Genomic DNA, 12,803 nt, shown 5'->3' with positions numbered 1-12,803 from the left:
CGCGGTTTACGCCGTGGACCCGACGACGCCCTCGACCAGATAATTCATGCTTTCGAGCTCGATCGCGTCTTCGGCGTAGCTCTTGTCGGCAGCCACGACAGTGTCGCCCTTATTGTCCTTCAACGGTCCCTTGAAGACCGAGAAGCCGCCCTTCATCATGTCGGCCTGCGTGGCTTCGAAGGCCTTGCGGCCCTCCGCGGGCACACCGGGGCCGAGCGCGCTCATCTTCACGAAGCCGTCCTTCAGGCCGCCACGCACGAAGTTGCCGAGCTTTTCCCCGGCCTGCGCCTTCTTGACGAAGTCGCTGTAGACGTTGCCCCAGGCCCATTCGGCACCGGTGAGGTATTTTTCGGGAGCAAGCGGGCTCTGGTTGGCGTGATAGCCGCAGACGAAGGCGCCGCGGCCGGCAGCCGTTTCGACGACCACTTTTGGGCTGTCGACGTGGCAGGTGATGACGTCGGCGCCCTGGTCGACCAGCGCATTGGTGGCTTCGGCCTCCTTGACGGCGAGCGACCATTCGCCGGTGAAGATCACCTGGCAGGTGATACCAGGATCGACTGTGCGCGCGCCAAGCAGGAAGGCGTTGATATTCTGCAGAACCTGCGGGATCGGCTTGGCGGCGACGAAGCCGATCTTCTTGCTCTTCGTCGCATGGCCGGCGGCAATGCCGTTCAGATACTGGCCCTGGAAGATATAGCCGAAATAGGAGCCCGTGTTGGCCGGGTTCTTGCCTTCCTGCCAGAGGCCGCCGCAGTGGCGGAACTGGATGTCGGGATGTTTGGCGGCCACGGCCAGCATGTGTGGGTCGAAGTAGCCGAAGGAGGTCGGAAAGAGCAGGGTCGCGCCATCCAGGTTGATCATGGATTCCATCGTCTTCTGGACGTCGACGGTCTCCGGCACGTTCTCTTCTTCGACCAGCGTCACACCAGGCATCGCCTTGATGACGGCCGCACCTTCGGCATGCGCCTGGTTGTAGCCGTAGTCGTCCTTGGGGCCGACATAGATGAAGCCGACGGTCAGCGCGGTTTGGGCTGCGGCGGAGGAGGCGATCAGGCCCGGCATGGCGCCGGCAAGCGCACCGGCAGCGGAAGCCTGGAGGAAATTGCGGCGGTTCATGGAAAGGAGTTTGGTCATCGGAAATGCTCCTTGTGGCGCTGGGCCGGTTGTGAACGGGTACAGAAAAGTGCATGCAATGCATGTGCCAGAAATTAATCTGTTGTTTTTTATAGTTTATCCATTCCAGAAAGACTTTCGCATTGCAAAGTGCATACAGATTGATCGAATTCTTGCGTAAAAAGTAATCAATAGATATTTCTTGTTCATCGTGACTGCGTAGTTGGCACGAAGTCGAGTTATCCGAGGTATCTCCTGCATCAGAAAGCGAAAATTTAACAATATCTTCGCCGTCCGATTTGACTTATCGAGTCTCGAACGTCATCTGTATGCAGAGTGTTGAGGTGAGCAGATTCGTATCGTGAAACAGACTAGGCGCAGAGAAGTGATCCGCACCGGAACCACCGTCGAACAGATGGTGCGGGCGATTGCCGACATGATCGTTACAGGTGAAATGCTGCCGGGCGCGAAGTTGGACGAGGTATCGCTCGCGGTTCGTTTCGACGTTTCGCGCACGCCGGTGCGCGAGGCTCTGCGTGAGCTGGGCGCCATGGGATTGATCGCGCGCGAGCCAAACCGCAGTGCGGTCGTTACCAATGTCACCGAAGCCTATCTGCATTCGATGTTCGAAGCGATGGCGGAACTCGAAGCGATCTGCGCCAGGCTCTCGGCCGAGCGTATGACGGTCGACGAGCGGCGCGCGCTGGAGTTGGAGCATCGGGGATCGATGAGGCTCGTGCATGCCGGCGCGGAAGAAGAATATTCGGCTCACAACACCGAATTCCACACCCGGCTTTATCGTGGCGCGCATAATGATCATGTCTTCGAGATGGTGACGCAGACACGGGCGCGGCTCGCACCCTTTCGGAGGGCGCAGTTCCGCCTGCCCGGGCGTCTGGCAAAATCCTATGAGGAGCACGGCCGGATCGTCACCGCGATCATGCGTGCGGACGCCGCAGCCGCAGGGCAGGCGGCATATTCCCATGTGGAAATTGTCAGCGATGCCAGCGCGGTCTTTGCAACGCCCGGGGAGTAAAGAGGGCGCGACGTCTGAAATCAGGCGCCGCTACGAAGGCGAGAAAACCACGACCGGCAAACGCTGCGGTTATTTCCCGGTCTCTACTCGGCCGCTTCGATGAAGCGGTGGCGTTCGTAGAGGAACTTCAGCACGGCTTCACGGCATTTGAGATATGTCCGGTCGGAGGCGAGTTCGATGCGATGGCGGGGACGGGGCATGGTCACATCGAGCACTTCGCCGATGCGGGCCGCCGGGCCGTTGGTCATCATCACGATGCGATCGGACAACAGCACCGCCTCATCGACATCATGGGTGATCATCACCATTGTGTTGCCAAGCCGGGCGTGGATTTCCATCACCGCGTCCTGAAGATGAGCGCGGGTCAGCGCATCGAGCGCGCCGAAGGGTTCGTCGAGCAGCAGGATCTTCGGTTCCATTGCAAGCGCGCGGGCAATGCCGACGCGCTGTTTCATGCCGCCTGAAATTTCCGAAGGCCGCTTATCCCTCGCATGCGCCATCTGCACGAGGTCGAGGTTGGCCATCACCCACTCATGCCGCTCGGCCTTGGTCTTCGTTCGGCTGAAGAGTTTGGAGACGGCGAGATTGACGTTCTCGTAGACCGTCAGCCAGGGCAGCAGCGAGTGGTTCTGGAAGACGACGGCGCGCTCCGGACCGGGTCCGTTGACCTCACGGTTTTCAAGCAGCACGGCGCCTGCCGAAACCGGCGTCAGGCCGGCGATGAGGTTGAGCAGGGTGGACTTGCCGCAGCCCGAATGGCCGATGATCGAGACGAATTCGCCTGCGGAAATCGTCAGGTTGATGTCCTTCAGGACCTCGGCGCGCACGCCACCCCGATCGAAATGTTTGTCGATATGATCAAGCTTCAGATAGGCGTTCATAGGTGCGTTCCTCAGTTGGCCATGGCGCCGCGGGTGATGAGTTTGCCGAGTGCTGCCACCAGCTTGTCGAGGGCGAAGCCGACGATGCCGATATAGGCGAGCGCGACGATGATGTCCGGAAGGCGCGACGAGTTCCATGCGTCCCAGATGAAGAAGCCGATGCCGACGCCGCCCGTCAGCATTTCGGCCGCAACGATGGCGAGCCAGGAGAGGCCGACGCCGATCCTGAGGCCGGTGAAGATGTAAGGCGCTGCCGAAGGCAGCATGATCTTCCAGAAAAACTCGAACTGGTTGAGGCGCAGCACCTCGGCGACATTGCGGTAATCCTGCGGAATATTGCGGACGCCGACGGCGGTGTTGATGATCACCGGCCAGATCGACGTGATGAAGATCACGAAGATCGCCGAGGGGTTGGAATCCTGGAAGGCTGCGAGCGACAGCGGCAGCCAGGCGAGCGGCGGAACCGTGCGCAGCACCTGGAAGATCGGATCGAGGCCACGCATCGCCCAGACCGACTGGCCGATGATCGCCCCGACGATGACTCCGGTGACCGCGGCAAGGCCAAAGCCATAGAGAACGCGCTGCAGCGAAATGAGTACGCGCCAGCCGAGCCCGATATCCTGGGAGCCGTAGTTGAAAAACGGATAGGCGATCAGGTCGTAGCTATCCTGCCAGACCCGATGCGGCGAGGGCAAAGACGCATCCGCCGATGAACAGAGCACCTGCCAGACGAGCAGGATGAGTGCCAGCACGACGAGTGGCGGAACGACGTTGCGAAGTGCGGTCAGTGCCGCTCGACGAAAATCGATCCGCGATCCATGCTTGCCGGAAAATGGCAGAACCTTTGCCGCCAGCTTGGCAGAGGCGGCCGTGGAAGGATTTTCTTTATTTGCCAGGGCGGACATCGACGTGCTCCTCACGTGAATGAAAGGCCGGCGCGCCATCGCGCGCCGGAGCGGGTCAGGAGACAGCCTTGATCGAAAGGCTGTCGAGATAGGCGGAGGGATTTTCAGGGTCGAAGACCTTGCCGTCGAAGAAGGTTTCCTTGCCGCGAGACGACGATGCCGGAATATCGGCCGCCGCGACGCCGAGATCCTTGGCGGCCTCGCGCCAGATGTCTTCGCGGTTTACCTGGTTGACCAGCGCCTTGATATCGGTGCTCGCCGGCAGATTTCCCCAACGGATGTTTTCCGTCATGAACCAGCTATCGTGGCTCTTGAACGGATAGGAGGCGCCGTCTTTCCAGAACTTCATATAGAGGTCGGTGGCTTTGACATCGCGGCCGTTGCCATAATTGATGTCGCCCTTGAGGCGGCCGAGCACGTCCTTCGTCGGAACGTTGAACCATTGGCGCTTGCCGAGAATGTCAGCCATCTCCGCCTTGTTGTCCATGCTTTCGCACCATTGCTGAGCCTCCATGACGGCCATCAGCAGGGCCTTGGCAGCATTGGGATTCTTTTCGATCCACTCGGCGCGCAGTCCGAGCGCCTTTTCAGGATGACCCTTCCAGAGCTCGCCAGTGGTGGCTGCGGTAAAGCCGATACCCTGGTTGACGAGCTGCTCATTCCACGGTTCGCCCACACAGAAGACGTCCATGTTGCCGACCTTCATGTTGGCAACCATCTGCGGCGGCGGCACGACGATGGTCGAAACGTCTTTGTTCGGATCAATACCGCCGGCGGCGAGCCAGTAACGGATCCAGAGGTCATGGGTGCCGCCCGGGAAGGTCATGGCGGCCTTGATCTCCTTGCCCTCCGCCTTCTTTTTCTCGAATGCGGCCTTCAGCTTGGAGGAATCGAGCTGCACGCCGGTTTCGGCATATTCCTTGGCAACGGAAATACCCTGGCTGTCGAGGTTGAGCCGGGCGAGGATCGCCATCGGCACCGGTTTATTGTTCTGCGTCACCTTGCCGGTATGCATGAGATAGGGGAGCGGCGACAGGATATGCGCACCGTCGATGCCGTTTGCCGCGCCGCCCAGCACGAGATTGTCGCGGGTCGCACCCCAGGAGGCCTGTTTGGCCACATCCGTTTCCGGAAGGCCATGCTTGTCGAAAAAGCCCTTTTCCTTGGCGATGATCAGCGGCGCCGAATCCGTGAGCGCGATAAAGCCGAGCTTGACACCTGTCACTTCAGGGCCTGCTCCGGCTGCAAAGGCGCCGGACGGAAAGGCCGTCTTGACAGCGCTGATGAGGGCAGCCGCTGCGGTCGTCTTGAGCATGCTGCGGCGGGTAATGCCGGTTGTAAAAATCCCAGTCTGCAAATTCTTTGTCATGCGCAGGTTCCCTCTGCTGGCTGAATTTGGACACAAAAAAACGCCGCCGGAAATTGCGTCCAGGGGATGGGAGAATCCCGGAGCAAAAACCTTGCGACGTCGGTGTCTATTGTAGGCGCTTATGCCGCGCCTATCCGCGCCGGTCGCCATTGACCGATGCGTCTCAGAACCTGCAAGCAGCGTGCCAATTTCGAGAGGAGATGGTAACGGCATGAAGCAAAAGGAGAAATGCGAAGAATTGACGGATGCCTATTTCTTAGGCTTATTATTTTCTGCTTGCGTTTTGTGCGATTGCTAACGTAATCGCAGCCATGGAAGCGCTCTATTTGTGCAGTGCACGCAATATGGAAGTCGCGATCACGCAGACCGCAGGGCGGATTCTGCCCGTCTTATTCGTCGGTATTGCCACCGGGAAAGCTCAGGAGGAGGGGAAGGTCAATGCGTGGCGATTGCCTCGCCATCCCCTCATTTCATTGCAGCAAAGATACGAGGCCGTAGAACGCCGCGGATATTGCTGCAGCCGCCGGCATCGTGACGATCCAGGCTATCACGATGTTGCCCGCCAATCCCCAGCGCACGGCTGAGACACGACGAGCCGCACCCACTCCAACGATTGCTCCGGTGATGGTATGCGTCGTCGAAACGGGAATACCGAGCCACGTCGCTCCGAAGAGTGTCAACGCTCCGCCGGTCTCTGCGCAGAAACCTTGCATGGGGTTGAGCCGGGTGATCTTCGACCCCATGGTATGAACGATCCGCCATCCGCCAAAGAGCGTACCGAGAGCCATTGCCGACTGGCAGGAAATGACCACCCAGAAAGGCACGTAGAATGTCGGGCCGAGATATCCCTGGCTGAACAAGAGCACCGCGATGATGCCCATCGTCTTCTGCGCATCGTTCCCGCCATGGCCAAGCGAATAGAGCGAAGCGGACACGAACTGCATGACGCGAAATGTGCGATCCACCGCAAATGGTGTTTGCCGGACGAATAGCCAGGAGACGGCCAGCACGAGCACCAGGGCAAGTAGAAAGCCGATGGCTGGCGATACGAAAATAGCACCGACGGTTTTTAGAAGGCCGTTCCAGACGATCGAGCTGAAGCCCACCTTTGCGAGACCCGCCCCCACCAGCCCACCGACAAGCGCATGCGACGAGCTCGACGGAATCCCGAAAATCCAGGTGATGATATTCCAGATGATCGCGCCCATGAGTGCTGCGAAGATCACTTGTGGCGAAACGATCGCAGGATCGATGATGCCGGTCCCCAGTGTTTCGGCGACATGCAGGCCGAAGAACAGGAATGCGATGAAATTGAAGAACGCCGCCCAGGCGACCGCATATTGTGGCCGCAGGACGCGGGTCGAGACGATCGTGGCGATCGAATTGGCCGCGTCATGCAGACCATTGAGAAAGTCGAAGAACAGGGCGATAACGACCAGGCCGACCAGCAGCGGCAGAGCGAGGGAGGCATCCATCAGACGTTCTCGATGAGAATGCCGCTGATTTCATTGGCGACATCCTCGAAGCGGTCGACGACTTTCTCCAGTTCTCCGTAGATTTCGCTTCCAATCATATATGCCATCGCATCGCCGCCGACGCCATAACGCAGAAACAGATCCTTCAGACCCTGGTCGTGGAGCTCATCGGAACGGCCCTCCACCCGGGTGACTTCCTCCGCGATGGCCGCGAGACGCTGTGCATTGGCTCCCAGTCTGTCGAGGAGGGGTATCGCTTCCGCTACAAGATTTGCCGCCTTGACGATTTCACTGCCCATCTCCTGCATGAGCGGGTCGAAGCTCGATTGTTCGAACAAGCGGATCGTCTTGACTGTCTTGTGCATCATGTCGATCGCATCATCCATCGACTGAATGAGGTCCTTGATGTCACCCCGGTCGAAGGGCGTGATGAAGCTTCGTCGAACGGCAAGAAGAACCTCACGCGTGACGTCGTCCGCCTCGTTTTCCAATGCGACGATACGTTCGCAGTTTTTCTCAACGTCATTGCCCTTCAGGAGTTGATCGAGGGCATGCGCGGCAGCAACGACGGTCTTCGAGTGCTTGGAAAACATCTCAAAGAATCTGTCTTCCCGTGGCATCAGCTTGCGAAAAATGCTCATCATGCCTGCGAACCTTCCTCGTGCGGCCGATTGTCATAAAAGTGTCATAAACACGCTCAGGCAGTTGAAGCAACAAGCAAATTCGGTAACTCAATCGATATGACGCCTAGCAAAAAAGGCAGGAAGCCTCGACCGGACAAGTCCCAGCCACTGCTGCGGCAGCTCGCTGCTGTTCCTGAAATGCTGTTCGCCGGTGCATTCCGTCAACAATACGGCGCACTTTGCTTCCGTCACGGCAATGGCGGATCCGAGGTCGAAATCCTGGTGATCACATCGCGCGAGAGCGCACGCTGGGTCATCCCGAAAGGATGGCCGATGAAAGGGAAAAAGCCTTTCGAAGCAGCAGCAATCGAGGCCTGGGAGGAGGCAGGCGTGCGCGGGGTGGTGAAGAAGAAGCCGGTTGGCCGCTATACCTATCTGAAAGAACTCGACAATGGCGATGTGGCGCCCTGTATCGTCGACATGTTTCAGCTTGAAGTCACGGAAATCAGCAGCGATTTCAAGGAACGGGGTCTACGTATTCTCGAATGGGTCAGCCCGGATGAAGCGGCAAGACGCGTTCGCGAGATCGAACTCAAGTCGCTGCTCGTCCAATTTGAGGCGCACGGCCGCAAGAAACGCGATCGCGGCTGACCACAGGCTTTATCGCCGACGCGTTGCAGCGCCGCGCGTCCTTTTACGGAATTATGCAGTAGGCGTTTGATCCCGAAAAACGCTTTCCGCACTATGTCCTATCGCTCGAATGGTTCGCCTAGCGAAGCCACGCCGTTCAGTTTCAGCAGACGACGGTCAGCGGAGATGATGCCGAGCACGATGATCGTGACGAGATATGGCAGGCTCGAGAGCAACTGCGAGGGAACGTCCAGGCCGGTTGCCTGGGCTGCAAGGCCCATCAGCGAGACCGCGCCGAAGAGGCAGGCGCCGAGGAAGATACGACCGGTGAGCCAAGTCCCGAAGACGACGAGGGCGATGGCGATCCAGCCGCGCCCGGCGATCATTCCGTCGGCCCAAAGTGGTGTATAGACTACCGACGCATAGGCGCCGGCGAAGCCGGCCATCGCACCGCCGAAGGTAATGGCGAGGACGCGGACTGAGATTACCGAATAGCCGATGGCGTGAGCGGCCTTCGGGTTCTCGCCGACGGCGCGGACGATGAGGCCAAGCTTGGTGTAGGCAAATATCGCCCACAAGGCGAGGGTCGCGGCGAGTGAAATCCACACGACGATGTCCTGGGCGAAAAGGCCACCGACGACCGGCAATTCCGAAAGCCCGGGAAGGGCGAGCTTCGGAAGTCCCCTGATCGTGAGGCTTTCATAGGTCTTGCCGAAAAGCGCGGAAAGGCCCTGGCCGAGGATGCCGATGGCAAGGCCCGCCGCCACCTGGTTTGCCCGGAATCCCAGCGTGACGAAGGCAAAGAGCAGTGAAAGGACAGCGCTGCCGAGCCCGGCTGCGACGAAACCCAGGAGATGTCCGCCGCCCTGGTAGACGACGATGAAGCCGAGCACGGCACCGAAGGCCATCAATCCCTCGACCCCGAGGTTGAGGACGCCGGCGCGCTCGGCCACCAGTTCGCCGAGGGCTGCCAGAAGAAACGGGGTCGCAGCCGCAAGCATGCCGGCAAGAATGAACTCGATGGCGTTCATGATGGGCTCCGGTGGGCGGCGCGGCGCCATTCAAGGCGATAGCGCACGAAGGCGACGGCGATCAGGTAAGCGAGCAGCAGACTGCCCTGGAAGACACGGACGGCGGCGATCGGCAGGTTGGCCGAGACCATGGCATTGTCGCCGCCGATATAGATGACCGCCATGACCAGCGCCGAGATCACGATCCCGATCGGATGCAGGCCGCCGAGATAGGCGACGATGATGGCCGCATAGCCATAACCGCTCGCGACCGAACGCTGCAGTTGGCCGAGCGGACCGGCGACTTCGGCGGCACCGGCAAGACCGGCGGCAAAACCGCCGATCAGCAGCGAAAGCCAGATCGCCCAACCTTCCCTGAAGCCGGCATAGCCGGCAGCCCGCGGCGCCAGACCGCCGACCTGCAGCTTGTAGCCGATGAAGCTCCTCTGCATGAAGACCCAGGCCGCAACCGACAAAGCGAGCGTGATGAGGAACGAGACATTGACGCGGGTACCGGCGATCAGGGTCGGCACCATCGCATCATACTGAAACATCACCGACTGGGGGAAGTTGAAGCCATTCGGATCTTTCCAGGGGCCGAGCAGCAGATAGTTCAGCAGCTGCGCCGCAACGAGGCTCAGCATCAAAGAAACGAGAATCTCGTTGGCGTTGAGGCGCACGCGCCAGAAGGCGGTGAGAGAAGCCCAGAGAGCGCCGCCGATGGCGCCGAGCAACAGCATCGCCGGCCAGATCCATTGGCCTGTTGCCTGGGGAAACCAGACCGGAATGGCAGAGGCGAAGATCGCGCCAAGAATGAACTGGCCTTCGGCGCCGATGTTGAAGACCTTGGCGCGAAAGCCGATCGCCAGCCCCTGTGCGATCAGAAGGAGCGGTCCTGCCTTGAGGAGTACTTCCGAAAATGACGCCCAGGAAAGGAAGGGCTCGAAAAGCATCGCATAGACAACAGCGACAGGGTCGCGGCCCATCAAAACGTAGAGGCCGAGATTAAGTGCGATCGCTCCCCCGAGCGCTATGACAGGTGCGCACAGGGCCGCGGCAACCGAGGCGCGCTCCCGGCGGACCAGGGTGGGAACGAAAGCAAGGGACCAAGCGCTCATATACGGACTTTCTCGGGCGAGGCTTGTGCCCCGATCATGTATCGGCCGATCTCCTCGGGCTTCGTGTCCCGCGTTGTGAGCGGCGGGCTGAGCTGGCCGTGATGCAGCACCTGGATGGAATCGCAGAGTTCGAACAGTTCTTCCAGTTCCTCGGAAATGACGAGGATCGCCATGCCCTGATTGCGCAATGCGACCAGACGGCTGCGGATGGCGGACGCGGCGCCGATATCGACGCCCCAGGTCGGCTGCGCCAGGAAGAGCAATTTGGGAGACAGCATGATTTCACGGCCAACGATGAACTTCTGCAGATTGCCGCCGGACAGGGTGCCGGCTTCCGCATCCGAGCCGGGAGTGCGCACATCATACTGACGGATGCAATCATCGGTAAACGCCCGCGCCCGCGCCCCGTCGACGAGACCGTGGCGCAAAAGCTTGAGCGGATGGGCCGTCAGCAGGCTGTTGAGGACGAGCGACATTTCGGGCACGGCGCCGCGTCCGAGCCGGTCTTCCGGAACGAAGGCAAATCCGAGCGTCCGCCGTGCGGCGGCATCGAGCCTGCCGACATCCATCCCCATCATGTAGATCCGGTCGCGCTGGTCGCGCCCCAGCACCGTCTCGCCTGAAATCAACGCGGCAAGCTCGCTTTGGCCGTTGCCCGAAATACCGGCGATCCCGAGGATTTCGCCGGCACGCACCGCAAGGCTGATGCCGGAGAGCGGCACCGCAAAGGGATCGTCGGGCTGATAATCCAAACCGATGATCTCCAGCCGCTTTTCGCCACCAGACAGTGGCAGCGCCGCCATCGGCGCCGGCATGTCATGGCCGATCATCATGCGGGCAAGGTCATGGGCATCATGTTCACGCGGGTCGACATCCCCGGTCACGCGTCCGCCGCGCAGGATCGTCGCCCGGTCGCAGATCGCCCGGATTTCTTCGAGCTTGTGGGAGATCAACAGGATGGAAACGCCGCCGTCGCGCAGCCGACGCAGCGTGTCGAAGAGCCTCTCCACCAGTTGCGGCGGCAGGACAGAGGTCGGCTCGTCGAGGATCAGCAGCTTCGGATTGGTCATCAGGCTTCGGATGATCTCCACCCGCTGCCGCTCGCCGACGGACAGCGCATGCACATGAGCAAGCGGGTCGACTTCGAGGCCGAATTCCCGTCCAAGCGTCCGAATGCGTTCCTTGAGCTCAGCCTTGCGGCCCGGCACGACCAGCCGAATATTCTCCAGGACGGTCAAGGTCTCGAACAGCGAGAAATGCTGGAACACCATGCCGATGCCGTGGCGCCTCGCCTCGGCGGGGGAGGCGAGGCGCAACGGGTTTCCTTCCCAGACGACCTCTCCGTCATCCGGTTGCTCGACGCCGTAGATCAGTTTCATCAGCGTCGATTTTCCCGCCCCGTTTTCCCCGAGGATCGCATGAATCGATTGCGGCGCCACGTCCAGATCGATGGCCTGATTGGCATGGATCTGACCGTAGCTCTTGGAAATGCCGCGCAGCGACAGGAGCGGGGCCATCATGACTTATTTCGGCAGCGGCGTGGACACGCCCTTGACGTGCCAGTTCATGGCGATGATCTCGGGGTCGGCCATGGTCGCACCCGATGCGACAGCTTCGCTGCCGTCGGCCTTGGCGATCGGCCCGGTGAAGGGCGAGAAGCTGCCGTCGGCGATCTTTACCTCGATCTCCTTGATCTTGGTCATCACGTCAGCCGGAATATCAGGATTCCAGTCGACCACTTCGACGACCTTGTCGGCAACGCCGAGGAACGCATTGGCGCCCTTGAACGTGCCGGCGAGATGGGCATCGACCGAAGCCTTGAAGAACGGCGACCAGTCCGTCGCGATGCAGCCGAGATAGGTTTTGGGCGCATATTTCTTCATCGAGGAATTGAGGTTGAAGGCGTAAACGCCGGCTTCCTCGCAAGCCGAGATGACGGACGGCGTGTCCTGGGCGTTGGAGAAGATCACGTCGCACTTCTGCGCGATCAGGGCCTTGGCGGCTTCCTGCTCCTTGGCCGGATCGAACCATGAGTTCACCCAGACCACCGAGACCTCGATATCGGGTTTGACGGCCTGGGCGCCGAGCGTAAAGGCGTTGATCGAGGTAATGAGCTCGGGGATGGCAAAGGCGGAGACAGAGCCGAGTTTGCCGGTCTTGGAAAGTGCTGCCGCAGCCATGCCGAGCAGGTAGGTGCCCTGGAAATATTTGGCAGCGAAAGGCGAAAAGTTCGGAGCGACCTGGAAGCCGGAGGCGTGCAGAACCGTGACGCTCGGATCGCGGCGGGCGATCTGCAAGGCGCCGTTCTGATAGCCGAAAGAGCCGGCGATCAGGAACTTGTTTCCGTCCGCGACCGTCTTGTTCATGATGCGGTCGGCATCCGGACCCTCCGCTATATTCTCGAGCACGGTAACCTTCACCTTGTCGCCGTAAGCGGCCTTGATCGGCTCGAGACCGGCGGCAAGCGCATGCCCCCAGCCAACGTCACCGACGGGCGAGGGGATTACCAGCGTGATGCCGAGCGGCTCGTCGGCGGCCAAAGCAAGGCGGCTGCCGAGCACGCCGGCAAGTCCGGTGGCGGCAGCCGCCGTCATCAGATTTCTGCGGGTCAGTTTGGTCATGTTCTCAGTTCCCTCTTTTGGT

At 60.4% G+C, this 12,803-nt stretch carries 12 protein-coding genes; 2 read left to right on the top strand and 10 right to left on the bottom strand.

The window, feature by feature from the left end; translation table 11 throughout:
- Positions 1-6 precede the first annotated feature (6 nt).
- A complete protein-coding gene (locus RL_RS29145) occupies positions 7-1,134 on the bottom strand; it encodes a BMP family ABC transporter substrate-binding protein (protein ID WP_011654375.1) in 1,128 nt (375 codons plus the stop codon).
- A gap of 340 nt (positions 1,135-1,474) precedes the next feature.
- On the opposite strand from RL_RS29145, the gene RL_RS29140 reads away from it, so the two are divergent.
- Positions 1,475-2,149, top strand: a complete 675-nt coding sequence (locus RL_RS29140) for a GntR family transcriptional regulator (protein ID WP_011654374.1) — start codon at positions 1,475-1,477, stop codon at positions 2,147-2,149.
- An 83-nt stretch (positions 2,150-2,232) separates the two neighbouring features.
- On the opposite strand, the gene RL_RS29135 is transcribed toward RL_RS29140, so the two are convergent.
- The 5 genes from RL_RS29135 to RL_RS29115 form a co-directional block, all read right to left on the bottom strand.
- Entirely contained in the window at positions 2,233-3,030 is a 798-nt protein-coding gene (locus RL_RS29135; protein ID WP_011654373.1) for an ABC transporter ATP-binding protein, read from the bottom strand.
- 11 nt (positions 3,031-3,041) lie between these two features.
- Positions 3,042-3,935 (bottom strand): nitrate ABC transporter permease, encoded by an 894-nt coding sequence (gene ntrB / locus RL_RS29130; RefSeq protein ID WP_011654372.1) that lies wholly within the window; start codon positions 3,933-3,935, stop codon positions 3,042-3,044.
- Between the two features lie 55 nt (positions 3,936-3,990).
- Complete coding sequence (locus tag RL_RS29125) at positions 3,991-5,304, bottom strand: CmpA/NrtA family ABC transporter substrate-binding protein (RefSeq protein WP_028743134.1); 1,314 nt, start codon at positions 5,302-5,304, stop codon at positions 3,991-3,993.
- A 470-nt stretch (positions 5,305-5,774) separates the two neighbouring features.
- Positions 5,775-6,779: an inorganic phosphate transporter gene (locus tag RL_RS29120; protein ID WP_011654370.1), complete on the bottom strand. Its 1,005-nt coding sequence runs from the start codon at positions 6,777-6,779 to the stop codon at positions 5,775-5,777.
- The gene (locus tag RL_RS29115) at positions 6,779-7,423 is read right to left on the bottom strand and encodes a DUF47 domain-containing protein (RefSeq protein WP_011654369.1); all 645 of its coding nucleotides are present in this window, start codon (positions 7,421-7,423) and stop codon (positions 6,779-6,781) included. The genes RL_RS29120 and RL_RS29115 overlap by 1 nt, the downstream gene beginning before the upstream one ends.
- 96 nt (positions 7,424-7,519) lie before the next feature.
- On the opposite strand from RL_RS29115, the gene RL_RS29110 reads away from it, so the two are divergent.
- Positions 7,520-8,053, top strand: a complete 534-nt coding sequence (locus tag RL_RS29110; protein ID WP_011654368.1) for an NUDIX hydrolase — start codon at positions 7,520-7,522, stop codon at positions 8,051-8,053.
- Positions 8,054-8,151: 98 nt separating this feature from the next.
- Here the strand turns inward: RL_RS29110 and RL_RS29105 are convergent, their stop codons facing one another.
- Genes RL_RS29105 through RL_RS29090 form a run of 4 tightly spaced genes read right to left on the bottom strand, consistent with a single transcriptional unit; the run spans position 8,152 to position 12,781 of the window.
- Positions 8,152-9,063, bottom strand: coding sequence for an ABC transporter permease (locus RL_RS29105; RefSeq protein WP_011654367.1), 912 nt, complete (start codon positions 9,061-9,063; stop codon positions 8,152-8,154).
- Complete coding sequence (locus tag RL_RS29100; RefSeq protein ID WP_011654366.1) at positions 9,060-10,160, bottom strand: ABC transporter permease; 1,101 nt, start codon at positions 10,158-10,160, stop codon at positions 9,060-9,062. Before RL_RS29100 ends, RL_RS29105 begins: the two co-directional genes overlap by 4 nt.
- Positions 10,157-11,680 (bottom strand): ABC transporter ATP-binding protein, encoded by a 1,524-nt coding sequence (locus tag RL_RS29095; RefSeq protein ID WP_011654365.1) that lies wholly within the window; start codon positions 11,678-11,680, stop codon positions 10,157-10,159. Before RL_RS29095 ends, RL_RS29100 begins: the two co-directional genes overlap by 4 nt.
- Positions 11,681-11,683: 3 nt before the next feature.
- Positions 11,684-12,781, bottom strand: a complete 1,098-nt coding sequence (locus tag RL_RS29090; protein ID WP_011654364.1) for a BMP family ABC transporter substrate-binding protein — start codon at positions 12,779-12,781, stop codon at positions 11,684-11,686.
- Positions 12,782-12,803: the final 22 nt, after the last annotated feature.

The organism is Rhizobium johnstonii 3841 (assembly GCF_000009265.1).
Taxonomy (GTDB): Bacteria; Pseudomonadota; Alphaproteobacteria; order Rhizobiales; family Rhizobiaceae; genus Rhizobium; species Rhizobium acaciae.
Note: the sequence above shows the minus strand (reverse complement) of the source record. Positions and strands in the feature narration are given on the sequence as shown.

Coding starts and splice junctions, on each gene's coding strand:
- RL_RS29145 (WP_011654375.1), bottom strand. CDS start 1,134: ATGACCAAACTCCTTTCCATGAACCGCCGCAATTTCCTCCAGGCTTCC.
- RL_RS29135 (WP_011654373.1), bottom strand. CDS start 3,030: ATGAACGCCTATCTGAAGCTTGATCATATCGACAAACATTTCGATCGG.
- ntrB (WP_011654372.1), bottom strand. CDS start 3,935: ATGTCCGCCCTGGCAAATAAAGAAAATCCTTCCACGGCCGCCTCTGCC.
- RL_RS29125 (WP_028743134.1), bottom strand. CDS start 5,304: ATGACAAAGAATTTGCAGACTGGGATTTTTACAACCGGCATTACCCGC.
- RL_RS29120 (WP_011654370.1), bottom strand. CDS start 6,779: ATGGATGCCTCCCTCGCTCTGCCGCTGCTGGTCGGCCTGGTCGTTATC.
- RL_RS29115 (WP_011654369.1), bottom strand. CDS start 7,423: ATGATGAGCATTTTTCGCAAGCTGATGCCACGGGAAGACAGATTCTTT.
- RL_RS29110 (WP_011654368.1), top strand. CDS start 7,520: ATGACGCCTAGCAAAAAAGGCAGGAAGCCTCGACCGGACAAGTCCCAG.
- RL_RS29105 (WP_011654367.1), bottom strand. CDS start 9,063: ATGAACGCCATCGAGTTCATTCTTGCCGGCATGCTTGCGGCTGCGACC.
- RL_RS29100 (WP_011654366.1), bottom strand. CDS start 10,160: ATGAGCGCTTGGTCCCTTGCTTTCGTTCCCACCCTGGTCCGCCGGGAG.
- RL_RS29095 (WP_011654365.1), bottom strand. CDS start 11,680: ATGATGGCCCCGCTCCTGTCGCTGCGCGGCATTTCCAAGAGCTACGGT.
- RL_RS29090 (WP_011654364.1), bottom strand. CDS start 12,781: ATGACCAAACTGACCCGCAGAAATCTGATGACGGCGGCTGCCGCCACC.